Raw genomic sequence first — 25930 nt, forward strand, 5'->3', positions numbered from 1 at the left:
CCGTTCGACTTGCATGTGTTAGGCCTGCCGCCAGCGTTCAATCTGAGCCATGATCAAACTCTTCAATTTAAGTTTGATGCTCGTGAATTAAACTTCGTAATGAATTACGTATGTTCACTCAAGAGACTTGGTATTCATTTTTCGTCTTGCGACGTTAAGAATCCGTATCTTCGAGTGCCCACACAGATTGTCTGATAAATTGTTAAAGAGCAGTTGCGACGCGCTTTAGCGCTCTGTCGCGAGGTGGCGTATATTACGCTTTCCTCTTTCAGAGTCAACCTCTTATTTTCAGGTTTTTCTCTTCAACCGAACCGGCTGTTTGTGTGAAGTGATTCACATCCGCCGTGTCGATGGAGGCGCATTATAGGGATCCCATTTTTTAGCACAAGTGTTTTTTGGATCTTTTTTGCCGAATGTTTGTTTTTCACTCCTTTCGCTACATTCCTGTGCAATTTGGCTGATTTTTGATAACTAAATCACTTGCACAGTCTCAATAATCCAACCAAAGTCTTCATTACCGCCCTATTTTCATTGAGGTAAACATGTCTGATGTACTACGTCCTTATAAGGATCTTTTCCCACAGATCGGCAAACGCGTCATGATCGATAGTAGTAGTGTTGTCATTGGCGATGCTCGTCTGGCTGATGATGTCGGGATTTGGCCACTGGTTGCGATTCGTGGCGATGTGAACTACGTACAGATTGGCGCCCGTACAAACATCCAGGACGGCAGCGTTCTCCATGTCACGCATAAATCCACGTCTAATCCGCAGGGTAATCCACTGATCGTGGGTGAGGACGTTACGGTTGGTCATAAAGTCATGCTACACGGTTGCATCATTGGCAACCGCGTTTTAGTCGGTATGGGATCGATTCTGCTGGATGGCGTAGTCGTAGAAGACGACGTTATGATTGGGGCTGGGAGCCTGGTTCCACAAAACAAACGCCTGGAAAGCGGATATCTGTATCTGGGAAGCCCGGTTAAACAAATCCGCCCACTAACTGATGAAGAGAAAGCAGGCCTACAGTATTCTGCTGACAACTACGTGAAGTGGAAAGATGAGTATTTAGGTCAGGATAACCAGACCCAACCTTGAGAATCTTCCTGCTGGGCCTGGATCAATGCTTCAGCCTCTTCTTCCAGATCCCAGCGATATTCGCGAAAAGTTTCAAGCCACTGTTCAGACGTGTCGCCGCCAAAGCGATGCGCCAGCGTCTCTCCTTTTATGGCACATTTTAGCTGCATACCATGAACCATCGCCGGGAAGACGACGGAATTAATATCCGCCACCCACTCTTCCCTATCAGGGAATTGAATCGCCTGATTCATGCAGAAAGTTCCTGTTGCAGTGTTTTAATCACAGGCTCAATCTTCGGTAGTACACCATGCCAGAGCAAAACAGCATGTGCCGCTTGCCCCACCAGCATTCCCAAACCATCAGCACAATGTTTTGCACCATGCGATACGCACCAGGAAAGGAACGGAGTATTCCCCTTTTGATAGAACATGTCGTAGCAATAAACCGAAGAATGAATAAGCGATGCAGGAATGGCTGGAACATCACCGCTAATACCACTGGACGTTGCGTTGATGATCAGATCGAAGGTGTAATTATCCAGCTCATCCAATCCTACCGCCTGAACGCTGCCGGTATGGGAGAAGATCTGCGCCAATTCTTCAGCACGTGAGGCGGTGCGATTAACAATAGTCACCGCGCAATCCATAGACAGGAGAGGCAGCAACACGCCACGGGACGCTCCACCAGCCCCAATCAACAGGATACGAGACCCGGGATGAATGAAAGACAAACGCTCAAGATCGCTAAGCAGGCCGATACCATCGGTGTTATCACCCAGTAAACGCCCATCCTCCAGCCGTTTTAGAGTATTGACCGCCCCAGCCAGCGATGCCCGCTCTGTTAGTTCATCAGCACGCGCAAAAGCCTCTTCTTTAAAAGGAACGGTAACATTAGCCCCTTTCCCCCCATCAGCAAAAAAGGCATTGAGCGTATTCACAAAGTTATTGATCGGCGCCAACACCCGACCATAAGAGTGATCAATCTTCAGCTGCTCTGCAAATTGCTGATGAATAAAAGGCGATTTGCTGTGTGCTACCGGATTACCAAAAACAGCATAGGCTTCTTTCATATTACCCCTGTCGAAACTGTTCACCCGTCAAAGCATCTCTGATTTCCGAGGGATTCAAACGTCCGCCGGTATTACCTTCAACCACTGGAAAATCTTCCCCGAACTGCGCTCGTACTTCCTCTACCGTTCTGCAGGGTGCCAGTCCACTCAGATTGGCACTGGTAGAAACTAATGGCTTGCCATAAGCCTGGCACAATGCAACCACCAGCGGGTGATCCGTGACGCGCACGGCGAGCGAATCAAAACGACCGGTTAGCCAACGCGGCGTTGTCGCAGGAGCCGGGAAAACGAAAGTGACAGGGCCAGGCCAGCGAGCGAAAACAGCTTCACGTTGAGCATCGGTGAGCATACTGTCATCAATATACGGTTTGAGTTGATCAAAGCTTGCCGCAATCAAAATCAAACCTTTATCAATTGGACGTTGTTTGAGTTCCAACAGACGCATTACCGCCGTTTCGCTGTCAGGATTGCAACCGACACCAAAAACGGCTTCTGTTGGATAAGCGATGACATTTTCTTGTTGCAGAACCTCTATCGCGGCAGCGATGGGGTCCGTAGGCAGGTTTTTATTCACTTTTTATTCCGCCGGGATCGGCTTTCCACATTGTTTACTGGCACAGAAATGCTTCGCACCCTGCGCGGTTTTCTTTTCGATGAGTAGCGGATAGTGGCACTCTGGACACTCTCCCGCTAACGGTTTGAAGTTAATGACAAACTGACACTCCGGATAGCGATCGCAGGAGTAGAAGGTTTTGCCATAACGTGAACGCCGCTGAACCAAATGGCCCGTCTGGCATTGGGGGCACACTACTGCGGTTTCATCAGGCTTATCGATAAGCTCAGTGTGATCGCAGGCAGGGTAATCACTGCACCCAATAAACATACCGAATCGTCCCTGCCTCAGCACCAGTTCAGCGCCACATGCAGGGCAGAATTTACCCTCCAGAACTTTGACTATATGTCCGTCCGCAGATGATTTCAGCGGACGGACATAATCGCATTCTGGATAGTGTGAGCAACCAAGAAACGGGCCGTGTTTCCCGGAACGAATAACCAGTTCAGCCCCACATTGTGGGCAGGGCTCGTTTTTACGCACCGTAAACAGTGCTGATTTAGCCATAACAACTCATACTGAATGAAGATTGATTAATGCAGCATACCTTCATTCACTTCAAAGAGTAATTCTTCCATTTGCTGATAGGCATTTTCGCAGCCTGGAATGTTGAACAGAACCATCAGGATCACCCACTTCAGGTCTTCCAGATCAAACTCAGCCGTATCCAGCGCAAGTACGCGCTCTATCACCATTTCTCGCGTTTCGAGGTTTAGCACCTGAATCTGCTCCAGGAATAGCAGGAACCCCCGACAGCTCGCATCCAGCCGATCGCACTCTTCTGCAGTATAAATACGTACAGAAAGGGGATCTGATGCAAGCTGCATAGGTTCTGCAAGGCCGTCCTGATAATCAGCAAGCTTTTCCAGCCACAGTAACGCGTTGTAGATGTCTTCACGATCAAAACCAGCGTCGGTAAGATCCCGTTCCAGTTTGTCCTGATCCACACGCAGCTCAGCTTCGTTATGGATATATGTCTCAAACAAATACATTAGTACGTCGAACATGGCTTGCCCTCCTCAATCGGACATAGCCGCCGGGTACAGCTGCGATCCATCCTGCTAACTCCAGTTCGAGCAGTTGAGCCACTACCTCTGGCACAGGTTGGCCGGCACGTTCAGCGACGACGTCAACAGGTGTTACCTCATCACCTACGTTAGCCAGGAGCTCTGAAAATGGCAATGCCACCTCTTCGTGATCCGGCGAATAAATTGATTTTTCAGGCTCATCTGGCAGCCATTGCAGCCCATATTGCAAACTTTCCAGTATTTCCTCTGGTGCCGTCACAAGCATGGCTCCCTGCTGAATGAGCCAATGGGGACCTTCACTTCCCGGACTCCCTATCGGTCCAGGCAAAGCAAAAACCTCCCGTCCTTGTTCCAGCGCACAGCGTGCAGTGACTAATGAGCCACTACGCTGTGCCGCTTCAACAACCAGTACTCCCTTACTTAGACCACTAATAATGCGATTTCGTCGGGGAAAATTACGCGGTAAAGGGAGCATATCCAAAGGAAACTCGGACACCAGAGCACCTCCGGCCTCTATCAAACTTTCGGCAAGACGAACATGTCGCCGTGGATATATAGTTTCCAAACCATTTCCCAGTACCGCAATACTGGCCCCGTGTGTGTTTATCGCTGCAGTATGCGCCACACCGTCAATCCCTTTAGCCAGTCCGCTAGTGATCGTCACACCACATGCTGAAAGCTTTTCGCAGAACAACCGCGCCCATCGTTCGCCATACCAGGAGTACTGCCGACTGCCGACAACAGCAACTTGAAATGAGTGAAGACACTCAGGGCGGCCAGCAATGAAAAGTACGCCAGGGTAATCCTCAATAGCACGCAGCTGCGGCGGAAAATACTTGCTGTCGGCAAAAACCAGATGATGATGGGGTAACTCAAGCCAACGCAGCGTTTTTTCCAGTGACTGTTCAGAAAAGGCCAGAAAACGTTCGACCTGGCGAGGAGTGAACCCTGCATGCCGAAGTACCGTATTGTTAATACTCGGTTGAGCGATAAGCCAGCGAGCAGTGCGCACCATCTCATCACCATACAGTTCATTCACTTGTGCTAAACGTAACCAAATCTCAATATGGGTCATCCCTGTTCCCCTGCCACAAGCAGTCCTGGCAATCTTTGCGATTGGTCACTGATGCTGTCAATCAGAGCGGGTTTTGTCTAGAATAGAGGTAATAATCTTTCCAATTCCTGAACACAACTCTGGATAACTATGTCAGTTTTGCAAGTGTTACATATTCCGGACGAGCGTCTTCGCAAAGTCGCAAAGCCGGTTGAAGAAGTGAATGCAGAAATTCAGCGTATCGTTGATGATATGTTCGAAACGATGTACGCCGAAGAAGGTATCGGTCTGGCCGCAACACAGGTCGATATTCATCAGCGCATCATTGTTATTGATGTCTCTGAAAACCGTGACGAGCGTCTGGTACTCATTAACCCAGAGCTGCTGGAAAAAGACGGTGAAACGGGCATTGAAGAAGGCTGCCTGTCTATTCCTGAACAACGTGCATTAGTACCGCGCGCTGAAAAAGTAAAAATTCGTGCGCTCGATCGCGACGGTAAGCCTTTTGAACTGGAGGCCGATGGCCTGTTGGCTATCTGCATCCAACATGAAATGGATCACCTGGTCGGTAAACTGTTTATCGATTATCTGTCTCCGTTGAAGCAACAACGTATTCGTCAGAAAGTTGAAAAACTCGACCGCCTGAACGCCCGAGCTTAAGGACAAGAATCAACGTGTCAGACTCACTACGTATTATTTTTGCGGGTACACCTGACTTTGCAGCGCGTCATCTCGACGCGCTGTTGTCTTCTGGACATAACGTCGTTGGGGTGTTTACCCAACCGGACCGCCCTGCGGGACGTGGTAAAAAGCTGATGCCCAGCCCGGTAAAAGTGCTGGCGGAAGAAAAAGGGATACCCGTTTTCCAACCTGTATCTCTTCGTCCCCAGGAAAACCAACAACTGGTTTCTGATCTGCACGCTGATGTAATGGTGGTGGTGGCATATGGCCTGATTCTGCCAAAAGCCGTACTGGACATGCCGCGTCTGGGTTGCATCAACGTTCATGGTTCTCTGCTTCCACGCTGGCGTGGGGCCGCACCGATCCAGCGTTCATTGTGGGCAGGCGACACCGAAACAGGTGTAACCATCATGCAGATGGATGTCGGTCTGGACACCGGAGATATGCTGCTTAAGCTGTCTTGCCCGATTACGGCGGAAGATACCAGCGGTTCGTTATACGATAAGCTGGCAGATTTGGGGCCGCAGGGGCTGATTGAAACGCTAAAACAGCTGGCTGCTGGCACCATAAAACCAGTTGTTCAGGATGAATCTCTGGTTACGCATGCAGAAAAACTCAGCAAAGAAGAGGCACGTATCGACTGGTCGCTTTCGGCCACTCAGTTGGAACGCTGTATCCGCGCCTTTAACCCGTGGCCAATGAGCTGGCTTGAAATCGAAGGTCAGCCAGTGAAAGTCTGGAAAGCTTCTGTTATTGCTGTGAACACACAGTCTGCACCAGGCACCATCCTCGAGGCGACAAAGCAGGGCATCCAGGTCGCAACAGGCGACGGCATCCTGAATCTCATCGCTTTACAGCCTGCCGGTAAGAAAGCGATGAGCGCACAGGATCTGCTCAATTCGCGTCGGGAGTGGTTTGTGCCCGGGAATCGTCTGATCTGACGGTTCATCTCTTTTAAAGCCCGGAGCCTCCGGGCATTTTTATTTTTGCGCTTATGAAAAAACATCTTAATTTACGCAGTATGGCGGCCCAGGCTGTCGAACAGGTTGTCGAAAAGGGCCAATCGTTGAGTAACGTACTGCCCGCCATGCAGCAAAAAGTAGCCGACAAAGATAAGGCGCTGTTGCAGGAACTTTGCTTCGGCGTATTACGCACGCTCTCCCAACTGGAGTGGATGATCCAGCAACTGATGGAACGTCCAATGACGGGCAAACAGCGCACCGTTCACTATCTGATCATGGTGGGCTTCTACCAGCTACTGCATACCCGTATTCCACCGCACGCTGCGCTGGCTGAGACTGTCGAAGGTGCGGTTTTCATAAAGCGTCCGCAGCTTAAAGGGTTGATCAACGGCGTGTTGCGCCAGTTTCAGCGTCGTCAGGATGAACTGCTGGCCGAGTTCGCGCAAAGCGATTTACGTTTCTTACACCCTTCCTGGCTGGTGAAACGTATTAAGGCCGCTTATCCGCAGCAGTGGGAAGCCATTCTTGAAGCCAATAACCAAAGACCACCGATGTGGCTGCGTGTCAATCGTAACCACCATACCCGCGATGCCTGGCTGGACCTGCTTAGCGAAGCGGGGCTAACCGGCTTCCCGCATCCGGATTATCCGGATGCCGTGCGTCTGGAAACACCGGCTCCTGTGCACGCCCTGCCTGGTTTTGACGAAGGCTGGGTGACCGTCCAGGATGCTTCAGCTCAAGGATGCGTAACCTATCTGTTGCCGGAGGACGGCGAACAGATCCTTGACCTGTGCTGCGCGCCGGGCGGTAAAACGACGCACATTCTGGAAGTTGCTCCGCAAGCTAACGTGATGGCCGTCGATGTCGATGAGAAACGCTTATCGCGCGTTTACGACAATCTGAAACGCCTCGGCATGAAGGCAACCGTAAAACAGGGTGATGGTCGATATCCACAACAATGGTGTGGCGAACAACAGTTTGACCGTATTTTGCTGGATGCTCCGTGTTCTGCCACCGGGGTGATTCGTCGCCATCCGGATATCAAATGGCTGCGCCGCGACCGGGATATTGCCGAACTTGTCCAATTGCAGGCCGAGATCCTGAATGCAACCTGGTTACATCTTAAACCTGGCGGCACGCTGGTTTATGCAACGTGCTCTATCCTGCCAGAAGAAAACCAGCTGCAAATTGCTGCCTTCCTGGCACGCACGCCGGATGCGGTATTAAGCGAAACCGGTACGCCGGAAAACCCCGGACGTCAGAATTTACCAGGTGCGGAAGATGGCGATGGCTTCTTTTACGCTAAGCTAATCAAAAAGTGATGAGATAACGGGTCGCGACTGATGAAAATTATCATTCTGGGCGCAGGGCAAGTTGGCGGTACGCTGGCTGAAAACCTGGTCGGAGAAAACAACGATATCACGGTAGTCGATACCAATGGTGAACGCCTGCGCAGCCTGCAGGACAAGTTTGATCTCCGCGTCGTGCAAGGGCACGGTTCACATCCTCGCGTACTGCGTGAAGCTGGGGCCGACGATGCCGATATGCTGGTTGCCGTAACCAGCTCAGATGAAACAAATATGGTTGCCTGCCAGGTCGCTTATTCACTGTTTAATACGCCTAATCGTATCGCCCGTATTCGCTCACCGGATTACGTTCGTGATGCGGACAAGCTATTCCAATCCGATGCGGTACCTATCGATCACCTGATTGCGCCGGAGCAACTGGTTATCGATAGCATTTATCGACTGATTGAATATCCGGGTGCATTGCAGGTAGTCAATTTTGCCGAAGGTAAAGTCAGTCTGGCAGTAGTAAAAGCCTATTACGGCGGGCCGCTTATCGGTAATGCGCTGTCAACAATGCGTGAACATATGCCGCACATCGATACCCGCGTTGCGGCGATTTTCCGTCATGACCGACCAATCCGTCCACAAGGTTCTACGATCGTTGAAGCGGGTGATGAAGTCTTCTTTATTGCGGCATCACAGCATATTCGCGCCGTAATGAGTGAACTGCAGCGTCTGGAAAAACCCTACAAACGCATTATGTTAGTGGGTGGCGGTAATATCGGTGCTGGTCTGGCCCGACGTCTGGAAAAAGATTACAGCGTCAAACTGATCGAGCGCAATCAGCAACGGGCATCCGAGCTTGCGGAGAAATTGCAAAATACGATCGTCTTTTTCGGTGATGCCTCGGATCAAGAGCTGCTGGCTGAAGAACATATTGATCAAGTTGATCTGTTTATCGCAGTGACCAACGATGATGAAGCGAATATCATGTCGGCGATGCTTGCCAAACGGATGGGTGCCAAGAAAGTGATGGTGTTAATCCAACGCAGAGCATACGTCGATCTGGTGCAAGGTAGCGTGATCGATATTGCTATTTCACCGCAGCAGGCGACCATCTCCGCGCTGCTCAGTCACGTACGTAAAGCTGACATTGTCGGCGTTTCTTCACTACGCCGTGGCGTCGCGGAAGCCATTGAAGCCGTCGCACACGGGGATGAAACAACATCTCGGGTTGTGGGACGCTCAATTGATGAAATTAAACTTCCACCCGGTACCATTATTGGTGCGGTAGTGCGAGGTAACGACGTGATGATAGCCAATGACAACCTGCGTATTGAGCAGGGTGATCACGTTATCATGTTCCTGACAGACAAAAAGTTTATTACTGACGTCGAGCGACTATTCCAGCCAAGTCCTTTCTTCCTGTAATAATTTGGGCGCGAATACAGCGCCCTTTTTATTTCCCTTTATATTTCATGGTCTAATAAATTTTCCTTTCGGCAATACATAAATGGAAATTGCCTAAACATTTGTTAAACTTATAAACGTCAGCTGCATAGGGAGAATAAAATGAGCATTATTAAAGAGTTTCGCGAATTCGCGATGCGCGGGAATGTTGTCGATTTGGCAGTGGGTGTCATTATTGGTGCGGCATTCGGTAAGATTGTTTCATCGCTGGTTGCCGATATCATCATGCCGCCACTGGGGTTGTTAATTGGTGGGATCGATTTTAAACAGTTTGCTTTGACATTACGCGATGCGCAGGGAGACATCCCGGCTGTCGTTATGCATTACGGTGTATTTATTCAGAACGTATTTGATTTCATTATTGTGGCGTTTGCTATCTTTATGGCAATCAAACTGATCAACAAACTGAATCGTAAAAAAGCGGAAGAGCCGGCTGCACCGCCAGCTCCCTCGAAAGAAGAAGTATTGCTGAGTGAAATTCGTGACCTGCTGAAAGAACAAAATAACCGTTCTTAAGCACTCACTGAAACCAGAAGGCCAGTGGTAAAAAAGTGATTCACTTTCTTGCCACTGGCCTCCCAGTTACCCCGATTGCCATGTTTACCTTTACGCAGATAACTACCTTTACCTTTTTTATTCTTCTCAACGCGCTGTCTGAACAGTGGGTCATGCAGAAGCGCCTCAATGGCGTTGTCTTTTATCTGCCCTTTGGTGTGCTGATAACGACTCATAATATCTCCAGTTTGTAGTAATTTACGCCGCGAGTGTAGACCCGGCAGTTCAAGAAATCAACAGCCTGATATTGTTCCACTGGCGCCTTGCTCAAGAGCTTCAAGAATAGAGCAGTACACGCTGCTATGTGCCTTGCCGCAGCATGCATCATTCAATCGCTGCAGAGACCGCTGCATCGTCTGAAGTTCGGCAATACGTGCTTCGACTTCTTGCAGTCTTTCCTGGACGATCCCTTTTGATTCCTGACAGGTATGGTGTTCGGGATCAACACGGATCGAAAGAAGCTCACGGATCGATTCCAGAGTGAAACCAAGCTGGCGGGCATAACGAATAAACTTCAGGCGCTGAAGATCGCTTTCTGTATAGAGGCGAAATCCGCCTTCAGTACGCACTTCATGCTCCATCATCTGCTGCTTTTCATAGTAGCGGATAGTATCTGGCGTCACGTCAGCCAGTTTCGCTATTTCACCAATTCGGTACATGCTCTCTCCGCTATTCATCGTTGATCTTTTTTAGCAGCTTATCTGCGTAGTCACCGCGCAAAAACTCGATGCTGAGTCCAGCCTGCCGAAGTTTAAGTTCCAGCAGCGACAGTCTTCGGCTCACCTCCGGATAACTTGGATCATCTTTGCGGATCCCCGCGAGTATTTCAAGCAGCTGTATTGCTTCTCTGCGTTGCTCGAGCTCAGGAGGGAGGCAACCTGCATTTTTTAATAAACGGTATCCGGCTCGCAGTTCAGGCGGGACATGGGAGTCATCGTCAAGAGTCAGCGGTTCGCCCGTTCCCGGTAAATCATCAAACTCGCCTTTAGCTTGTGCATCAATAATATGGCGCTCTGCCCACTGGTCCAGTAACCACATACAACACTCCAGGGGATGAACAAAAAGAGTACAGATATTGTAGATAAGTGGGGATATGACGGATATAAAAAAACCCGCCGAGGCGGGTTTTTTTACGTTACTACAGATTACTCTGCAGCAGCTTCTGTTTTCTCTGAACGATCAACCAGCTCGATGTATGCCATCGGCGCGTTGTCGCCTGCACGGAAGCCACACTTCAGAATGCGAGTGTAACCACCGGCGCGGCTCGCGAAACGCGGGCCCAGTTCGTTAAACAGTTTTGCCACGATCTCGTTATCACGAGTGCGGGCGAATGCCAGACGACGATTAGCTACGCTATCAGTCTTGGCAAGAGTAATCAGCGGCTCAACTACGCGACGCAGCTCTTTCGCTTTCGGCAGAGTCGTCTTGATGATTTCATGACGAACCAGTGAACCTGCCATATTGCGGAACATAGCCTGGCGATGGCTGCTGTTGCGGTTCAGTTGACGACCACTCTTACGATGGCGCATGACCTTATCCTTCTCAGTAAAACCTTAACCTGTGATCCGGTTACTCGTCAGCGATGCTTGCCGGTGGCCAGTTTTCCAGGCGCATGCCCAGAGACAGTCCACGGGAAGCCAGCACGTCTTTAATCTCGGTAAGAGATTTTTTACCAAGGTTAGGCGTCTTAAGAAGCTCAACCTCAGTACGCTGTACCAGATCACCGATATAGTGGATAGCTTCTGCTTTGAGGCAGTTAGCAGAGCGGACAGTCAATTCCAGATCGTCAACAGGGCGCAGCAGGATCGGATCGAATTCTGGTTTCTCTTCTTTAACTTCCGGCTGACGTACATCACGTAAATCAACGAAAGCTTCCAGTTGTTCAGCCAGAATGGTCGCCGCACGACGAATCGCCTCTTCAGGATCGATTGTGCCGTTGGTTTCCATTTCGATGACCAGCTTGTCCAGGTCGGTACGCTGTTCTACACGCGCTGCTTCAACATTGTAGGCAATACGCTCTACAGGGCTGTAGCATGCGTCGACCAGCAGACGGCCGATTGGGCGCTCATCTTCTTCCGAATGAATTCGGGTAGAAGCCGGCACATAACCACGACCGCGCTGAACTTTGATACGCATGCTAATAGATGCATTCTCATCGGTCAGGTGGCAGATCACGTGCTGTGGCTTGACGATTTCGACATCCCCATCATGGGTAATGTCGGCTGCAGTCACAGGGCCAATGCCAGATTTATTCAAGGTAAGAATAACGTCATCTTTACCCTGAACTCTCACCGCCAGCCCTTTCAGGTTGAGCAGGATTTCCAGGATATCTTCCTGAACGCCTTCTTTGGTGCTGTACTCATGTAGTACACCATCAATCTCAACCTCGGTCACCGCGCAACCCGGCATCGATGAGAGCAGAATACGGCGCAGTGCGTTACCCAAAGTATGGCCAAAGCCACGCTCTAAAGGCTCAAGGGTCACCTTGGCGTGCGTCGAACTCACTTGCTCGATATCTACCAGGCGCGGTTTTAGAAACTCTGTCACAGAACCCTGCATTGTGTCCTCTCTTTGGTACTAAGCTTTACTTGGAGTAAAGCTCGACGATCAGGTGTTCGTTAATGTCCGCAGACAGATCAGAACGCTCCGGCTTACGCTTGAACGTACCTTCCATCTTGCCAGCATCAACTTCCAGCCAGGTTGGCTTTTCACGCTGCTCAGCCAGCTCCAGAGCGGCTTTCACGCGAGACTGCTTCTTCGCTTTCTCACGAATGCTAACAACGTCATTCGGACTAACCTGATAAGAAGCGATGTTAACAACACGACCGTTTACCATAATTGCTTTATGGCTGACCAGCTGACGTGCTTCTGCACGAGTGGCACCGAAGCCCATACGGTATACAACGTTGTCCAGACGACCTTCCAGCAGACCCAACAGGTTTTCACCGGTGTTGCCTTTCAGACGCGCTGCTTCTTTGTAGTAGTTACGGAACTGACGCTCCAGCACACCGTAGATACGGCGAACTTTTTGCTTTTCACGCAACTGCACACCATAGTCAGACAGACGCGGTTTACGCGCACCGTGCTGGCCAGGAGCTTGTTCAATTTTACACTTGGTATCGATCGCGCGAACGCCAGACTTAAGGAATAAGTCAGTGCCCTCACGACGGCTCAGCTTGAGCTTAGGACCCAAATATCTTGCCATTTTCTTTCTCCAACAATCCTAGAAACGACAGCGTTATACGCGACGTTTTTTCGGCGGACGACAACCGTTATGAGGGATCGGAGTCACATCAGTAATATTAGTGATGCGGAAACCAGCGGCGTTCAGAGCACGAACAGTAGATTCGCGACCTGGACCCGGTCCTTTGACCATAACTTCCAGATTCTTGATACCGTATTCTTTTACGGCTTCAGCGCAACGCTCTGCTGCAACCTGAGCTGCAAACGGAGTGGATTTGCGAGAACCACGGAAACCGGAACCACCGGCTGTTGCCCAACCCAGTGCGTTACCCTGACGATCAGTAATGGTAACGATGGTGTTGTTAAAAGAAGCATGGATATGAGCCACGCCGTCAGAGACTTGTTTTCTTACACGTTTACGTGCACGAATTGGTGCCTTTGCCATTATTCAATCACCCCGATTATTTCTTGATCGGTTTGCGCGGACCCTTACGGGTACGTGCGTTGGTCTTGGTACGCTGACCGCGAACCGGGAGACCACGACGATGACGCAAACCGCGATAGCAACCAAGATCCATAAGGCGCTTGATGCTCATGCTAACTTCACGGCGCAGATCACCTTCAACGACAAATTTGGCAACTTCGTCACGCAGCGTGTCGATTTGTTCTTCAGACAGCTCACTGATCTTAACATCTTCAGCGATACCCGCGGCAGCCAGAATGGCTTTAGAACGGGTCTTGCCGACGCCGTAGATCGAAGTTAATGCGATCACAGCATGTTTCTGATCAGGAATGTTAATGCCTGCTATACGGGCCACTATGCACTCCTACTATTTAATATGTACGCACCATGCTGAAAAGCCCGTTTTCAGGATACTCAAATGGAAACGCACAGACATACAAAAGATTGGCTGGCTAATCTAGCCAGCTCAACCCAACTTTGCAAGAAAAATATGCGAATAAATCAGCCTTGGCGCTGTTTATGCTTCGGCTCGGCACTGCAAATCACACGGATGACACCATCACGCTTAACGATTTTGCAGTTACGGCATAATTTCTTGACGGAAGCACGAACTTTCATTTTTACTCTCCGTAACTTCTCGGGCGACTGTTAACGGCCGTAGCCTTTCAGATTCGCCTTCTTCAATGCAGACTCGTACTGACTTGACATCATCAGAGTTTGCACTTGAGCCATAAAGTCCATAATCACGACAACAACGATAAGCAGTGAGGTCCCACCGAAGTAGAACGGTACTTTCATTGCATCACGCATGAACTCCGGGATCAGGCAGATAAAGGTAATGTAGAGCGCACCAACCAGAGTCAGGCGGGTCATTACTTTATCGATATACTTCGCCGTTTGCTCTCCCGGACGAATTCCTGGTACAAATGCACCGGACTTCTTCAGGTTATCTGCTGTTTCACGCGGGTTGAAAACCAACGCCGTATAGAAGAAACAGAAGAAGATGATTGCAGACGCATAGAGTAACACATAAAGCGGTTGCCCAGGCTGCAAATACAGCGAAATTGTTGTCAGCCAGTTCCAACCAGTCCCGCCCCCGAACCATGACGCGATGGTCGCCGGGAACAGAATAATACTGGAAGCGAAGATTGCCGGGATTACCCCCGCCATATTCACTTTCAGCGGTAAATGTGTGCTCTGTGCAGCATAGACACGACGACCTTGCTGACGTTTCGCGTAGTTTACCACAATGCGGCGTTGACCACGCTCAACAAATACAACAAAGAACGTCACTGCGAATACTAATACTGCAACCAACAGCAACACGAGGAAGTGCAGGTCGCCTTGACGCGCTTGCTCGATAGTATGGGCAATGGCTGGCGGGAGTCCCGCGACAATACCGGCGAAGATAATGATTGAGATACCGTTGCCGATACCACGTTCAGTAATCTGTTCACCCAACCACATCAGGAACATCGTCCCTGTAACCAGACTTACAACAGCGGTGAAATAGAATGCAAAGCCTGGGTTCATCACCAGGCCCTGCATACCAGGCATATTCGGGAGACCGGTAGCAATACCGATCGACTGGAATATAGCCAGCACCAGAGTACCGTAACGGGTGTACTGGCTGATCTTACGACGACCAGACTCCCCTTCTTTCTTAATTTCTGCCAGCGTTGGATGAACCACCGTCAGCAGCTGGATAATGATCGACGCCGAAATATACGGCATGATCCCCAGAGCAAAGATAGAAGCACGGCTGAGTGCACCACCAGAGAACATGTTAAACATTTCAATGATGGTGCCTCGCTGTTGCTCAAGCAGTTTGGCAAGTACAGCGGCATCAATACCAGGGATCGGAATGAAAGAGCCAATACGGAACACAATCAGCGCGCCGATTACAAACAGCAGTCTGCGTTTCAGCTCGCCTAAGCCACCTTTGGCACTTTGAAAATCTAATCCCGGTTGTTTAGCCATCTGCTACTTATTCCTCGATTTTACCGCCAGCAGCTTCGATAGCAGCACGAGCGCCTTTAGTAACACGCAGGCCACGAACAGTTACCGGAGTAGTGACTTCACCAGCCAGGATCACTTTCGCGAACTCGATCTGGATACCGATAATGTTGGCTGCTTTCAGCGTGTTCAGGTCTACAACACCGCCTTCAACTTTAGCCAGGTCAGACAGACGAACTTCGGCTGTAATCGCTGCTTTACGTGAAGTGAAGCCGAATTTCGGCAGACGACGGTACAGAGGCATCTGACCACCCTCGAAACCGCGACGTACGCCACCGCCAGAACGAGACTTCTGACCTTTGTGACCACGACCACCGGTTTTACCGAGGCCAGAACCGATACCACGACCCAGGCGGCGAGCCGCTTTTTTAGAGCCTTCGGCCGGAGACAGAGTATTTAAACGCATCTCTTACTCCTCAACTTTAACCATGAAGGAAACCGCGTTGACCATACCACGAACAGCAGGAGTATCCTCGCGCTCTACGGTGTGACCAATACGACGCAGACCCAGGCCAAGCAGCGTTGCCTTGTGTTTCGGCAGACGACCGATTGCACTGCGGGTTTGAGTAATTTTAATAGTCTTTGCCATGGTTTATTTCCCCAGAATTTCTTCAACGGATTTACCACGCTTGGCAGCGACCATTTCCGGAGATTTCATATTTTCCAGACCATCGATAGTTGCACGAACCACGTTAATCGGGTTAGTGGAACCATACGCTTTAGCCAGAACGTTACGAACTCCAGCGACTTCCAGAACGGCGCGCATTGCACCACCGGCGATGATACCGGTACCTTCGGAAGCCGGCTGCATGAAGACACGAGAACCCGTGTGAGTACCCTTAACCGGGTGCTGCAGGGTGCCGTGGTTCAGCGCGACGTTAATCATATTGCGACGGGCTTTTTCCATCGCTTTCTGGATCGCTGCTGGAACTTCACGCGCTTTACCGTAACCAAAACCAACGCGACCGTTACCATCACCAACTACAGTCAGAGCTGTGAAGGAGAAAATACGACCACCTTTAACGGTTTTAGATACGCGGTTAACCGCGATCAGCTTTTCCTGCAGTTCGCCAGCTTGTTTTTCGATGTGAGCCATCTTACACCTCTACCTTAGAACTGAAGGCCAGCTTCACGGGCAGCATCTGCCAGTGCCTGGACACGACCATGATATTGGAACCCGGAACGGTCAAAGGATACATCTTTGATGCCTTTTTCCAGAGCGCGTTCAGCAACAGCTTTACCTACAGCTGCAGCAGCGTCTTTGTTACCGGTGTACTTCAATTGTTCAGCGATAGCTTTTTCTACAGTAGAAGCAGCTACCAGAACTTCAGAACCGTTCGGTGCAATTACCTGTGCGTAAATATGACGCGGGGTACGATGTACCACCAGGCGAGTTGCACCCAGCTCCTGGAGCTTGCGGCGTGCGCGGGTCGCACGACGGATACGAGCAGATTTCTTATCCATAGTGTTACCTTACTTCTTCTTAGCCTCTTTGGTACGCACGACTTCGTCGGCGTAACGAACACCCTTGCCTTTATAAGGCTCAGGACGACGGTAGGCGCGCAGATCTGCTGCAACCTGACCGATCAGCTGTTTATCAGCGCCTTTCAGCACGATCTCAGTCTGAGTCGGACATTCTGCAGTGATTCCCGCAGGCAGCTGATGGTCAACTGGGTGAGAGAAACCTAAAGCCAGGTTTACTACATTCCCTTTAACCGCTGCACGATAACCTACACCAACCAGCTGAAGCTTCTTAGTGAAGCCTTCGGTAACACCGACAACCATTGAGTTCAGCAGGGCACGCGCGGTACCAGCCTGAGCCCATCCATCTGCGTAACCATCACGCGGACCGAAGGTCAGTGCATTATCTGCATGATTTACTGCAACAGCATCGTTGAGAGTACGAGTCAGCTCGCCGTTTTTACCTTTGATCGTAATAACCTGACCGTTGATTTTTACATCAACGCCGGCAGGAATAACGACCGGTGCTTTAGCAACACGAGACATTTTTTCCTCCGATTAGGCTACGTAGCAGATAATTTCGCCACCAAGACCAGCCTGGCGCGCTGCACGATCAGTCATAACACCTTTAGAGGTAGAAACAACTGCGATACCCATGCCAGCCATAACTTTCGGCAGCTCGTCTTTACGCTTATAAATGCGCAGACCTGGGCGACTGACACGCTGAATGCTTTCTACAACAGCTTTACCCTGGAAATACTTGAGAGTAAGTTCCAGTTCCGGCTTGGTGTCGCCTTCAACTTTAAAATCTTCAATAAAACCTTCTTCCTTCAGCACGTTGGCAATTGCCACTTTCAGCTTGGAGGAAGGCATGGTGACCGCAGCTTTATTCGCGGCCTGACCGTTACGGATACGGGTCAGCATATCCGCGATCGGATCTTGCATGCTCATCTGTCTTTACTCCCGTGATTCAATTGGTAATTACCAGCTAGCCTTTTTCAAGCCTGGTACTTCACCGCGCATGGCGGCTTCACGCAGTTTGATACGGCTCAACCCGAACTTGCCCACATAGCCATGCGGACGACCTGTTTGACGGCAGCGGTTACGCTGACGGGACGGGCTGGAATCACGCGGCAGAGACTGCAGCTTGAGAACTGCGTTCCAACGATCTTCGTCGGTCGCGTTCACATCAGAGATAATAGCTTTCAGTTCAGCGCGTTTTGCGAAGTACTTATCAGCTAAAGCTACGCGCTTTACTTCGCGTGCTTTCATTGATTGCTTAGCCATTCAGTAACCCTACCTTACTTGCGGAACGGGAAGTCAAAGGCAGCCAGCAGAGCACGGCCTTCTTCGTCAGATTTCGCAGTAGTGGTAATGGTAATATCCAAACCACGCACGCGGTCGACTTTATCGTAGTCGATTTCTGGGAAGATGATCTGCTCACGGACACCCATGCTGTAGTTACCACGACCGTCGAAAGACTTAGCGGACAAGCCACGGAAGTCACGGATACGTGGAACAGCAATAGTGATCAGGCGCTCAAAGAACTCCCACATGCGTTCGCCACGCAGAGTTACTTTACAGCCGATCGGATAGCCCTGACGGATTTTGAAGCCTGCAACAGATTTGCGTGCTTTGGTGATCAGCGGTTTTTGACCGGAGATTGCTGTCAGGTCAGCTGCTGCGTTATCCAGCAGTTTCTTGTCAGCGATCGCTTCACCAACACCCATGTTCAGGGTGATCTTCTCGACCCGAGGGACTTGCATGACAGAATTGTAGTTAAACTCAGTCATGAGTTTAGCGACTACTTCGTCTTTGTAGTAATCATGCAGTTTCGCCATCGTACTACTCCAAATTACTTGATAGTTTCGCTGTTAGATTTAAAGAAACGGACTTTTTTGCCGTCTTCGAATCTAAAGCCTACACGGTCAGCCTTGCCGGTTGCCGCGTTGAAGATAGCAAGGTTAGAGATCTGAATAGCTGCTTCTTTCTCTACGATGCCGCCTGGTTGGTTCAGGGCCGGAACCGGCTTCTGATGTTTCTTAACCAGGTTGATACCTTCAACAATGACCTTGCCGGAAGACAGGACATTCTTAACTTTACCGCGTTTACCTTTATCTTTACCGGTTAACACGATAACTTCGTCATCACGACGGATCTTCGCTGCCATGATTCGCTCCTTAGAGTACTTCTGGTGCCAGAGAGATAATTTTCATGAACTTCTCGTTACGAAGTTCACGAGTTACCGGCCCAAAAATACGCGTACCGATAGGTTGCTCGCTGTTATTGTTTAAAATAACGCATGCATTTCCATCGAAGCGAATGACAGAACCGTCCGGGCGACGAACACCCTTCTTGGTGCGCACCACTACCGCCTTCAGCACATCACCTTTTTTGACCTTACCACGCGGAATTGCTTCCTTGATGGTGATCTTGATGATATCGCCGACGCCTGCGTAGCGACGGTGCGAGCCACCCAGAACCTTGATACACATTACGCGACGTGCACCGGAGTTGTCGGCGACGTTCAGCATAGTCTGTTCTTGGATCATTTTAGTGCTCCGCTAATGTCAACTACTACTGAGACCCGAAAATCAGGTCGTTAAAAAAGCCCCATATCGGGGGCGCGGCATTATAACACCGCTTCAACGATATGGGTAGAAAAAATAAACGGCTCATCGCTGAGCCGTTTATTCGTTGAGAATGCCTACTGTATTACAGAACGGCTTTCTCTACAACGCGAACCAGCGTCCAGGACTTGGTCTTGGACAGCGGACGGCATTCGCGGATTTCAACCACGTCACCAGTACCGCATTCGTTGTTCTCGTCATGTACGTGCAGTTTGGTCGTACGCTTAATGAATTTACCGTAGATCGGGTGTTTCACAAAACGTTCGATAGCAACAACAATGGATTTCTCCATTTTATCGCTAACAACGCGACCTTGCAGAGTACGGATTTTATCGGTCATTACGCACCCGCCTTCTCAGTCAGTAAAGTCTTAACGCGTGCGACATCACGACGCACTTGCTTCAACAGGTGAGACTGTTGCAGCTGGCCACTTGCAGCCTGCATACGCAGGTTGAACTGCTCACGCAGCAGATTCAGCAGCTCGGTGTTCAGCTCTTCAACACTCTTCTCACGCAGCTCTTTTGCTTTCATTACATCACCGTCTTAGTTACAAAGGTGGTTTTAATCGGCAGTTTCGCTGCTGCCAGCTTGAATGCTTCACGGGCCAGCTCTTCCGGTACGCCGTCCATTTCATACAGGACTTTACCCGGCTGAATCAAGGCAACCCAATACTCTACGTTACCTTTACCTTTACCCATACGCACTGCCAGCGGCTTTTCAGTGATCGGTTTGTCCGGGAATACACGGATCCAGATCTTACCTTGACGCTTAACTGCACGGGTCATAGCACGACGTGCTGCTTCGATCTGACGGGCAGTCAGACGACCACGGCCAACAGCTTTCAGACCGAAGCTGCCGAAGCTAACATCCGCGCCAGCAGCCAGACCGCGGTTACGGCCTTTGTGCATTTTACGGAATTTTGTACGCTTTGGTTGTAACATCAGCGACGCTCCTTATTTACGGCCTTTACGCTGCTGCTTTTTAGGTTGCGCAGCCGGTTTTTCCGGTTGTTCAACAGCAGCCATACCACCCAGGATCTCGCCTTTGAAGATCCACACTTTAACGCCGATTACACCGTAAGTGGTGTGCGCTTCAGAGGTGTTGTAGTCGATGTCAGCACGCAGAGTGTGCAGCGGTACGCGACCTTCGCGGTACCATTCGGTACGTGCGATTTCCGCGCCGCCCAGACGGCCGCTAACTTCAACTTTGATACCTTTAGCGCCCAGACGCATTGCGTTCTGTACAGCACGCTTCATAGCACGACGGAACATAACGCGACGTTCCAGCTGAGAAGTGATGCTGTCAGCAACCAATTTTGCGTCCAGTTCAGGCTTACGCACTTCGGCGATATTGATCTGAGCAGGAACGCCAGCAATATCCGCTACGACTTTGCGCAGTTTTTCTACGTCTTCGCCTTTCTTACCGATAACGATACCCGGGCGAGCGGTGTGAATGGTCACACGGATGCTCTTAGCCGGACGCTCGATAACGATACGAGATACAGACGCTTTAGCCAGTTCCTTAGTCAGGTACTGACGTACTTTAAAATCGCTGTCCAGGTTGTCAGCGAATTCTTTGGTGTTCGCAAACCAGGTTGAGTTCCATGGTTTTACAATACCCAGGCGAATACCATTAGGATGTACTTTCTGACCCATTGCTAGTCTCCAGAGTCTCAGCGATCGGACACAACCACAGTAATGTGGCTGGTGCGCTTCAGGATGCGATCTGCACGACCTTTTGCACGCGGCATAATGCGCTTCATGCTCGGGCCTTCGTCTACGAAAATTTTCGTAACTTTCAGATCGTCAATGTCAGCGCCATCGTTGTGTTCAGCGTTAGCAATGGCAGATTCCAGGACTTTCTTAACCAGTACAGCCGCTTTCTTATTGGTGTAGGTCAGAATATCAAGGGCCTGCGACACTTTCTTACCGCGAATCAGGTCTGCAACAAGGCGAACCTTCTGAGCAGAAGAACGAGCATGGCGATGTTGAGCTAAAGTTTCCATCTCTTCCTCCTACCTTATTTCTTCTTCGCTTTTTTATCAGCAGCGTGGCCGCGATAAGTACGAGTCGGTGCGAATTCACCCAGTTTGTGACCGACCATTTCGTCGGAAACAAATACCGGAACGTGCTGACGACCATTATGGACAGCGATGGTCAAACCGATCATGTTAGGAAAGATCGTTGAACGACGGGACCAAGTGCGCAGGGGCTTCTTGTCTCCGCTTTCCACCGCTTTCTCTACCTTCTTCAGCAAGTGCAGGTCAATAAAAGGACCTTTCTTGAGAGAACGTGGCATGGCTTATCCTCTAAAATTATTTGCTACGGCGACGTACGATGAATTTATCAGTACGCTTGTTGCTGCGGGTCTTCTTACCTTTGGTCTGAACGCCCCACGGAGTTACCGGGTGCTTACCAAAGTTACGACCTTCACCACCACCATGTGGGTGGTCGACTGGGTTCATCGCAGTACCGCGAACGGTAGGACGAACACCACGCCAGCGTGCAGCACCTGCTTTACCCAGAACGCGCAGCATATGCTCAGCATTGCCAACTTCGCCCAGAGTTGCACGGCAGTCTGCTTCGACTTTACGCATTTCACCAGAACGCAGACGCAGGGTGACATAAGCACCATCACGAGCAACGATCTGAACGTAAGTACCAGCGGAACGTGCCAGCTGACCGCCTTTACCTGGTTTCATTTCTACGTTATGAACGGTAGAACCAACCGGGATATTGCGCATCGGCAGGGTGTTACCTGCTTTGATTGCAGCATCAACGCCAGACTGAATCTGGTCGCCAGCTTTCAGGCCTTTAGGGGCCAGGATGTAACGGCGTTCACCGTCTTTGTACAGAACCAGCGCGATGTTCGCGGAGCGGTTCGGATCGTACTCAAGACGTTCAACAACTGCCGGGATACCGTCTTTGTTGCGTTTGAAGTCAACAATACGATAAGCCTGCTTGTGACCACCACCGATGTGACGAGTGGTGATACGGCCATTGTTGTTACGACCACCGGATTTGCTGTTTTTTTCAACCAGCGGAGCAAAAGGTTTGCCCTTGTGCAGCTCTGGGTTGACCACTTTAACAACGTGGCGACGACCCGGAGATGTCGGTTTACATTTAACAACTGCCATTGTATTACTCCTCCGACTTACTCAGCGCCGCCGACGAAGTCCAGATTCTGGCCTTCCTTCAGGGTGACGTAAGCTTTTTTCCAGTCGCTACGACGACCGATACGCTGTCCGTGACGTTTAACTTTCCCTTTAACTACCAGGGTGTTAACGACTTCGACTTCGACTTCAAACAGTTTCTGCACAGCAGCTTTGATTTCTGCTTTGGTCGCGTCTTTAGCAACTTTGAGAACGATGGTGTTAGTTTTTTCCATCGCAGTAGACGCTTTTTCAGAAACGTGCGGTGCGCGCAGCACTTTCAGCAGACGTTCTTCACGAATCATGCCAGCATCTCCTCAACTTGCTTAACAGCATCAGCAGTCATTACGACTTTGTCGAAGGCGATCAGGCTAACCGGGTCGATACCAGTTGCATCGCGTACGTCAACCTTGTGCAGGTTGCGCGCAGCCAGGAACAGGTTCTCGTCCAGCTCACCGGTGATGATCAGCACATCTTCCAGAGCCATGTCTTTCAGTTTCTGTGCCAGCAGCTTAGTTTTAGGCGCTTCTACAGAGAATGATTCGACAACGATCAGACGATCCTGACGTACCAGTTCGGACAGAATGCTTTTCAGCGCGCCGCGGTACATCTTTTTGTTAACTTTTTGACTGTGGTCCTGCGGGCGAGCAGCGAAGGTCACGCCACCTGAACGCCAGATCGGGCTCTTGATAGAACCTGAACGCGCACGGCCGGTACCTTTCTGGCGCCACGGCTTTTTGCCTGAACCAGTTACTTCAGCACGAGTCTTCTGAGCACGAGTACCCTGACGAGCACCAGCTGCATAAGCAACAACAACCTGGTGAACCAGCGCTTCGTTGAAATCACGACCGAAGGTAGTTTCGGAAACAGTCAGCGCGCTCTGCGCGTCTTTCAATACTAATTCCATTGCTATCCCCTTACGCCTTCACAGCTGGTTTAACGATCAGGTCGCAACCGGTCGCACCCGGAACACCACCTTTAACCAGCAGCAGGTTGCGCTCAGCGTCAACACGTACTACGTCCAGGCTCTGAACGGTTACACGTTCGTTGCCCAGCTGACCTGCCATTTTCTTGCCTTTGAACACTTTGCCCGGAGTCTGGTTCTGACCGATAGAACCCGGAACGCGGTGAGACAAGGAGTTACCGTGAGTAGCGTCCTGGGTACGGAAGTTCCAGCGCTTAACGGTACCAGCGAAACCTTTACCTTTAGAGGTACCGGTTACGTCAACTTTTTTAACGTCAGCAAACAGTTCAACGCTAATGTTCTGACCAACGGTGTATTCTTCACCATCTGCCAGACGGAACTCCCACAGGCCGCGGCCAGCTTCTACGCCAGCTTTAGCAAAGTGGCCAGCTTCCGGCTTAGTTACGCGGTTAGCTTTTTTAGCACCGGTGGTAACCTGAACAGCGCGATAGCCATCGTTAGCCAGATCTTTAACCTGAGTAACGCGGTTTGCTTCAACTTCGATAACGGTTACTGGGATAGATACGCCATCTTCAGTGAAGATGCGGGTCATACCCACTTTTTTACCGACTAAACCAATCATTGTATCAACCTCTCAATCGCTCGATGACCTGATTAACCCAGGCTGATCTGCACGTCTACACCGGCAGCCAGGTCCAGACGCATCAGAGCATCAACGGTTTTTTCAGTTGGCTCAACGATGTCAACCAGACGCTTGTGAGTACGGATCTCGTACTGATCACGCGCGTCTTTGTTGACGTGCGGGGAGATCAGAACGGTGAAACGCTCTTTGCGGGTCGGCAGCGGGATCGGACCACGAACCTGCGCACCAGTGCGCTTGGCAGTCTCGACGATTTCCGCGGTTGATTGATCGATCAGACGATGATCAAACGCTTTCAAACGGATACGGATTCTTTGGTTCTGCATGAGACCAGAGCTCCAATTATTTTATAGACGAAATAGTTACTCCTCAAACCCATTACGATTGATGGGAGAGTGTAACCGTTCTTACAGAGTTCCCCGATTGGGAACATTGTCTGGTATTGCTTTCGCAGTACCGGTGGCTCATATCGAACCGCTGTCAATATTAGACAAGCCCGCGCATTATACGTAAATCTCAGCCTGACGCAAGTGCCGTGTAGAAATTAATCACTCTTACGCAGATGCGAGTGCTATTCCACTCTGATTGTATGCGCTTTTACGCGGCGCAAATTCCCTGGAAAGACGTCAGCAAAATGGATATTCGGGCGTTGTGCAGTTAGCGCTACTTGCCTGATAGTTAGCTCTTTCTCGCACCGGATTGAGACATGAATACTGAACTTCCCTTTTTGCTGATTTATATCTCTCTATCCGGACTGCTTGGGGTTCAGGATTTGCGTACTGGCCTATTGCCCGACAAATTCACCTGCCCTCTTCTCTGGAGTGGTCTTCTTTTTCATCAATGTTGCAACCCCACACAGTTGTCCGATGCACTTTGGGGAGCCATTGCAGGGTATGGTGTATTTTCTCTGTTCTATTGGGGATACCGCCTGGCATGGCATCAAGAAGGATTAGGCTATGGAGACGTAAAATTTCTCGCCGCACTTGGCGCGTGGCATCGATGGGACTCATTACCTCTGTTGATCTTACTTGCCGCCGGGCTGGCTTGCTGCATGACAGGTGTAGCATTTATAACGCATGGAAAAAAGAAACTAAAAAACCCGCTGCCTTTTGGGCCATATCTGGCGGCTGCGGGTTTTGTTGTTGGCTGGCTAAATCTGATACAGGGCGGTTAGTCGCTGACCTTAATTTGCGATTGCAGATAGTTTTGCAATCCAAGTTTTCTAATCAGATCCAACTCCGTTTCGAGCCAATCGATATGCCCTTCTTCTTCGGTCAGGATCTCAATCATCATGTCCCGACTAACATAGTCATGAACGCTATCGGCGTAAGCAATGGCTTCGCGTAAATCTTTCGCACCATCAAGCTCGAGTCGAAGATCGGATTGCAGCATCTCTTCAACATCTTCACCAATCCCCAACTTACCTAGATCTTGTAAGTTTGGGAGACCTTCTAAGAATAAAATACGCTCAATATATTTATCAGCGTGTTTCATCTCGTCGATAGATTCATGGTACTCAACATCATTGAGGCGAGTCAGTCCCCAGTTTTTAAACATACGAGCATGGAGAAAATACTGGTTGATCGCGACAAGCTCATTTCCCAATAGTTTATTGAGATAATTTATGATTTTAACATCACCTTTCATTTTATAGTCCCTCC

General features: G+C 50.1%; 45 protein-coding genes and 1 rRNA gene. 7 read left to right on the forward strand and 39 right to left on the reverse strand.

Annotated elements, in window-relative coordinates:
- A 16S ribosomal RNA gene (locus SK32_RS17815) occupies window positions 1–69 on the reverse strand; the annotation flags it as partial.
- Between the two features lie 473 nt (window positions 70–542).
- Between SK32_RS17815 and SK32_RS17820 the strand changes: the two genes are divergently transcribed.
- Window positions 543–1097 carry a gamma carbonic anhydrase family protein gene (locus SK32_RS17820; protein WP_048213512.1) on the forward strand — a complete coding sequence of 185 codons (555 nt, stop codon included), beginning with the start codon at window positions 543–545 and terminating at the stop codon, window positions 1095–1097.
- Here SK32_RS17820 and SK32_RS17825 read toward each other — a convergent pair.
- The 6 genes from SK32_RS17825 to dprA are packed head-to-tail and all read right to left on the reverse strand — an operon-like array spanning window position 1073 to window position 4864.
- Window positions 1073–1330, reverse strand: a complete 258-nt coding sequence (locus SK32_RS17825; protein ID WP_048213513.1) for a DUF1488 family protein — start codon at window positions 1328–1330, stop codon at window positions 1073–1075. The genes SK32_RS17820 and SK32_RS17825 overlap by 25 nt on opposite strands.
- Window positions 1327–2148, reverse strand: coding sequence for a shikimate dehydrogenase (gene aroE / locus SK32_RS17830; RefSeq protein ID WP_048213514.1), 822 nt, complete (start codon window positions 2146–2148; stop codon window positions 1327–1329). Before aroE ends, SK32_RS17825 begins: the two co-directional genes overlap by 4 nt.
- A gap of 1 nt (window position 2149) precedes the next feature.
- Window positions 2150–2722 carry an L-threonylcarbamoyladenylate synthase type 1 TsaC gene (gene tsaC, locus SK32_RS17835; RefSeq protein WP_048213515.1) on the reverse strand — a complete coding sequence of 191 codons (573 nt, stop codon included), beginning with the start codon at window positions 2720–2722 and terminating at the stop codon, window positions 2150–2152.
- 3 nt (window positions 2723–2725) lie between these two features.
- Window positions 2726–3268, reverse strand: coding sequence for a DNA topoisomerase family protein (locus tag SK32_RS17840; protein ID WP_048213516.1), 543 nt, complete (start codon window positions 3266–3268; stop codon window positions 2726–2728).
- 26 nt (window positions 3269–3294) lie between these two features.
- On the reverse strand, window positions 3295–3768 hold the full coding sequence (gene smg, locus SK32_RS17845) for a DUF494 family protein Smg (RefSeq protein WP_005134083.1): 474 nt from the start codon (window positions 3766–3768) through the stop codon (window positions 3295–3297).
- Window positions 3740–4864 carry a DNA-protecting protein DprA gene (gene dprA, locus SK32_RS17850; protein ID WP_048213517.1) on the reverse strand — a complete coding sequence of 375 codons (1125 nt, stop codon included), beginning with the start codon at window positions 4862–4864 and terminating at the stop codon, window positions 3740–3742. Before dprA ends, smg begins: the two co-directional genes overlap by 29 nt.
- A 129-nt stretch (window positions 4865–4993) precedes the next feature.
- Here dprA and def point away from each other — a divergent pair, with 129 nt between their 5' ends.
- The 5 genes from def to mscL all read left to right on the forward strand — a co-directional run bounded on the left by def (window position 4994) and on the right by mscL (window position 9761).
- A complete protein-coding gene (gene def, locus SK32_RS17855; protein WP_040232019.1) occupies window positions 4994–5503 on the forward strand; it encodes a peptide deformylase in 510 nt (169 codons plus the stop codon).
- 14 nt (window positions 5504–5517) lie between these two features.
- Window positions 5518–6465: a methionyl-tRNA formyltransferase gene (gene fmt, locus SK32_RS17860; RefSeq protein ID WP_048213518.1), complete on the forward strand. Its 948-nt coding sequence runs from the start codon at window positions 5518–5520 to the stop codon at window positions 6463–6465.
- A gap of 53 nt (window positions 6466–6518) precedes the next feature.
- Window positions 6519–7808 (forward strand): 16S rRNA (cytosine(967)-C(5))-methyltransferase RsmB, encoded by a 1290-nt coding sequence (rsmB, locus tag SK32_RS17865; RefSeq protein ID WP_048213519.1) that lies wholly within the window; start codon window positions 6519–6521, stop codon window positions 7806–7808.
- A 21-nt stretch (window positions 7809–7829) separates the two neighbouring features.
- Window positions 7830–9206, forward strand: a complete 1377-nt coding sequence (gene trkA, locus SK32_RS17870; protein ID WP_003031153.1) for a Trk system potassium transporter TrkA — start codon at window positions 7830–7832, stop codon at window positions 9204–9206.
- Window positions 9207–9347: 141 nt separating this feature from the next.
- Window positions 9348–9761 carry a large-conductance mechanosensitive channel protein MscL gene (gene mscL, locus SK32_RS17875; RefSeq protein ID WP_003031152.1) on the forward strand — a complete coding sequence of 138 codons (414 nt, stop codon included), beginning with the start codon at window positions 9348–9350 and terminating at the stop codon, window positions 9759–9761.
- Here mscL and arfA read toward each other — a convergent pair.
- From arfA to rpsJ, 31 genes are all read right to left on the reverse strand, one after another.
- Entirely contained in the window at window positions 9758–9976 is a 219-nt protein-coding gene (gene arfA / locus SK32_RS17880; RefSeq protein WP_048213520.1) for an alternative ribosome-rescue factor ArfA, read from the reverse strand. The two genes, mscL and arfA, sit on opposite strands and share 4 nt — an antisense overlap.
- 57 nt (window positions 9977–10033) lie before the next feature.
- Entirely contained in the window at window positions 10034–10459 is a 426-nt protein-coding gene (zntR, locus tag SK32_RS17885) for a Zn(2+)-responsive transcriptional regulator (RefSeq protein ID WP_048213521.1), read from the reverse strand.
- 10 nt (window positions 10460–10469) lie between these two features.
- Entirely contained in the window at window positions 10470–10838 is a 369-nt protein-coding gene (locus tag SK32_RS17890) for a DnaJ family domain-containing protein (RefSeq protein WP_048213522.1), read from the reverse strand.
- Between the two features lie 107 nt (window positions 10839–10945).
- A complete protein-coding gene (gene rplQ, locus SK32_RS17895; RefSeq protein ID WP_001216370.1) occupies window positions 10946–11329 on the reverse strand; it encodes a 50S ribosomal protein L17 in 384 nt (127 codons plus the stop codon).
- 40 nt (window positions 11330–11369) lie between these two features.
- Window positions 11370–12359: a DNA-directed RNA polymerase subunit alpha gene (locus SK32_RS17900; protein ID WP_003031139.1), complete on the reverse strand. Its 990-nt coding sequence runs from the start codon at window positions 12357–12359 to the stop codon at window positions 11370–11372.
- Between the two features lie 25 nt (window positions 12360–12384).
- Entirely contained in the window at window positions 12385–13005 is a 621-nt protein-coding gene (rpsD, locus tag SK32_RS17905; RefSeq protein ID WP_003031138.1) for a 30S ribosomal protein S4, read from the reverse strand.
- Between the two features lie 33 nt (window positions 13006–13038).
- Entirely contained in the window at window positions 13039–13428 is a 390-nt protein-coding gene (gene rpsK, locus SK32_RS17910) for a 30S ribosomal protein S11 (protein ID WP_003031137.1), read from the reverse strand.
- A 16-nt stretch (window positions 13429–13444) separates the two neighbouring features.
- Window positions 13445–13801, reverse strand: coding sequence for a 30S ribosomal protein S13 (gene rpsM, locus SK32_RS17915; RefSeq protein ID WP_003031135.1), 357 nt, complete (start codon window positions 13799–13801; stop codon window positions 13445–13447).
- Between the two features lie 146 nt (window positions 13802–13947).
- Window positions 13948–14064 carry a 50S ribosomal protein L36 gene (gene rpmJ / locus SK32_RS17920; protein ID WP_000868187.1) on the reverse strand — a complete coding sequence of 39 codons (117 nt, stop codon included), beginning with the start codon at window positions 14062–14064 and terminating at the stop codon, window positions 13948–13950.
- A 30-nt stretch (window positions 14065–14094) separates the two neighbouring features.
- Window positions 14095–15426, reverse strand: coding sequence for a preprotein translocase subunit SecY (gene secY, locus SK32_RS17925; RefSeq protein WP_001118864.1), 1332 nt, complete (start codon window positions 15424–15426; stop codon window positions 14095–14097).
- 7 nt (window positions 15427–15433) lie between these two features.
- Entirely contained in the window at window positions 15434–15868 is a 435-nt protein-coding gene (gene rplO / locus SK32_RS17930) for a 50S ribosomal protein L15 (RefSeq protein WP_003031132.1), read from the reverse strand.
- A gap of 3 nt (window positions 15869–15871) precedes the next feature.
- Window positions 15872–16051: a 50S ribosomal protein L30 gene (gene rpmD / locus SK32_RS17935; protein ID WP_001140434.1), complete on the reverse strand. Its 180-nt coding sequence runs from the start codon at window positions 16049–16051 to the stop codon at window positions 15872–15874.
- A gap of 3 nt (window positions 16052–16054) precedes the next feature.
- A complete protein-coding gene (rpsE, locus tag SK32_RS17940; protein ID WP_003031131.1) occupies window positions 16055–16558 on the reverse strand; it encodes a 30S ribosomal protein S5 in 504 nt (167 codons plus the stop codon).
- A gap of 14 nt (window positions 16559–16572) precedes the next feature.
- A complete protein-coding gene (gene rplR / locus SK32_RS17945) occupies window positions 16573–16926 on the reverse strand; it encodes a 50S ribosomal protein L18 (protein WP_000358960.1) in 354 nt (117 codons plus the stop codon).
- A gap of 9 nt (window positions 16927–16935) precedes the next feature.
- Window positions 16936–17469, reverse strand: a complete 534-nt coding sequence (gene rplF, locus SK32_RS17950) for a 50S ribosomal protein L6 (protein ID WP_048213523.1) — start codon at window positions 17467–17469, stop codon at window positions 16936–16938.
- 12 nt (window positions 17470–17481) lie between these two features.
- A complete protein-coding gene (gene rpsH / locus SK32_RS17955; RefSeq protein ID WP_003031127.1) occupies window positions 17482–17874 on the reverse strand; it encodes a 30S ribosomal protein S8 in 393 nt (130 codons plus the stop codon).
- A gap of 30 nt (window positions 17875–17904) precedes the next feature.
- Window positions 17905–18210 (reverse strand): 30S ribosomal protein S14, encoded by a 306-nt coding sequence (rpsN, locus tag SK32_RS17960; protein ID WP_003031125.1) that lies wholly within the window; start codon window positions 18208–18210, stop codon window positions 17905–17907.
- A gap of 14 nt (window positions 18211–18224) precedes the next feature.
- Window positions 18225–18764, reverse strand: coding sequence for a 50S ribosomal protein L5 (rplE, locus tag SK32_RS17965; protein ID WP_003031123.1), 540 nt, complete (start codon window positions 18762–18764; stop codon window positions 18225–18227).
- A 14-nt stretch (window positions 18765–18778) separates the two neighbouring features.
- Window positions 18779–19093 carry a 50S ribosomal protein L24 gene (rplX, locus tag SK32_RS17970; RefSeq protein WP_003031122.1) on the reverse strand — a complete coding sequence of 105 codons (315 nt, stop codon included), beginning with the start codon at window positions 19091–19093 and terminating at the stop codon, window positions 18779–18781.
- Between the two features lie 10 nt (window positions 19094–19103).
- Entirely contained in the window at window positions 19104–19475 is a 372-nt protein-coding gene (rplN, locus tag SK32_RS17975) for a 50S ribosomal protein L14 (protein ID WP_000613954.1), read from the reverse strand.
- A 163-nt stretch (window positions 19476–19638) separates the two neighbouring features.
- Window positions 19639–19893: a 30S ribosomal protein S17 gene (gene rpsQ, locus SK32_RS17980; protein WP_003031120.1), complete on the reverse strand. Its 255-nt coding sequence runs from the start codon at window positions 19891–19893 to the stop codon at window positions 19639–19641.
- The gene (rpmC, locus tag SK32_RS17985; protein ID WP_000644742.1) at window positions 19893–20084 is read right to left on the reverse strand and encodes a 50S ribosomal protein L29; all 192 of its coding nucleotides are present in this window, start codon (window positions 20082–20084) and stop codon (window positions 19893–19895) included. The genes rpsQ and rpmC overlap by 1 nt, the downstream gene beginning before the upstream one ends.
- The gene (gene rplP, locus SK32_RS17990; RefSeq protein ID WP_000941208.1) at window positions 20084–20494 is read right to left on the reverse strand and encodes a 50S ribosomal protein L16; all 411 of its coding nucleotides are present in this window, start codon (window positions 20492–20494) and stop codon (window positions 20084–20086) included. The genes rpmC and rplP overlap by 1 nt, the downstream gene beginning before the upstream one ends.
- Window positions 20495–20506: 12 nt before the next feature.
- Window positions 20507–21208: a 30S ribosomal protein S3 gene (gene rpsC / locus SK32_RS17995; protein ID WP_000529945.1), complete on the reverse strand. Its 702-nt coding sequence runs from the start codon at window positions 21206–21208 to the stop codon at window positions 20507–20509.
- A 17-nt stretch (window positions 21209–21225) separates the two neighbouring features.
- On the reverse strand, window positions 21226–21558 hold the full coding sequence (gene rplV / locus SK32_RS18000; RefSeq protein ID WP_000448832.1) for a 50S ribosomal protein L22: 333 nt from the start codon (window positions 21556–21558) through the stop codon (window positions 21226–21228).
- A 14-nt stretch (window positions 21559–21572) separates the two neighbouring features.
- On the reverse strand, window positions 21573–21851 hold the full coding sequence (rpsS, locus tag SK32_RS18005) for a 30S ribosomal protein S19 (RefSeq protein WP_001138115.1): 279 nt from the start codon (window positions 21849–21851) through the stop codon (window positions 21573–21575).
- A gap of 16 nt (window positions 21852–21867) precedes the next feature.
- Window positions 21868–22689 carry a 50S ribosomal protein L2 gene (rplB, locus tag SK32_RS18010; protein WP_000301869.1) on the reverse strand — a complete coding sequence of 274 codons (822 nt, stop codon included), beginning with the start codon at window positions 22687–22689 and terminating at the stop codon, window positions 21868–21870.
- A gap of 17 nt (window positions 22690–22706) precedes the next feature.
- The gene (gene rplW / locus SK32_RS18015) at window positions 22707–23009 is read right to left on the reverse strand and encodes a 50S ribosomal protein L23 (RefSeq protein WP_000617546.1); all 303 of its coding nucleotides are present in this window, start codon (window positions 23007–23009) and stop codon (window positions 22707–22709) included.
- Window positions 23006–23611, reverse strand: coding sequence for a 50S ribosomal protein L4 (gene rplD, locus SK32_RS18020; RefSeq protein ID WP_003031119.1), 606 nt, complete (start codon window positions 23609–23611; stop codon window positions 23006–23008). The genes rplW and rplD overlap by 4 nt, the downstream gene beginning before the upstream one ends.
- Window positions 23612–23621: 10 nt before the next feature.
- Window positions 23622–24251 (reverse strand): 50S ribosomal protein L3, encoded by a 630-nt coding sequence (gene rplC / locus SK32_RS18025; protein ID WP_003031117.1) that lies wholly within the window; start codon window positions 24249–24251, stop codon window positions 23622–23624.
- A 32-nt stretch (window positions 24252–24283) separates the two neighbouring features.
- Window positions 24284–24595 carry a 30S ribosomal protein S10 gene (gene rpsJ, locus SK32_RS18030; protein ID WP_001181005.1) on the reverse strand — a complete coding sequence of 104 codons (312 nt, stop codon included), beginning with the start codon at window positions 24593–24595 and terminating at the stop codon, window positions 24284–24286.
- Window positions 24596–24975: 380 nt separating this feature from the next.
- On the opposite strand from rpsJ, the gene SK32_RS18035 reads away from it, so the two are divergent.
- On the forward strand, window positions 24976–25443 hold the full coding sequence (locus SK32_RS18035; protein WP_048213524.1) for a prepilin peptidase: 468 nt from the start codon (window positions 24976–24978) through the stop codon (window positions 25441–25443).
- Here SK32_RS18035 and bfr read toward each other — a convergent pair.
- The gene (bfr, locus tag SK32_RS18040) at window positions 25440–25916 is read right to left on the reverse strand and encodes a bacterioferritin (RefSeq protein WP_048213525.1); all 477 of its coding nucleotides are present in this window, start codon (window positions 25914–25916) and stop codon (window positions 25440–25442) included. The two genes, SK32_RS18035 and bfr, sit on opposite strands and share 4 nt — an antisense overlap.
- Between the last annotated feature and the right edge of the window lie 14 nt (window positions 25917–25930).

The organism is Citrobacter sp. MGH100 (genome assembly GCF_001034465.1).
In the GTDB taxonomy this organism is placed as follows: Bacteria; Pseudomonadota; Gammaproteobacteria; order Enterobacterales; family Enterobacteriaceae; genus Citrobacter; species Citrobacter youngae.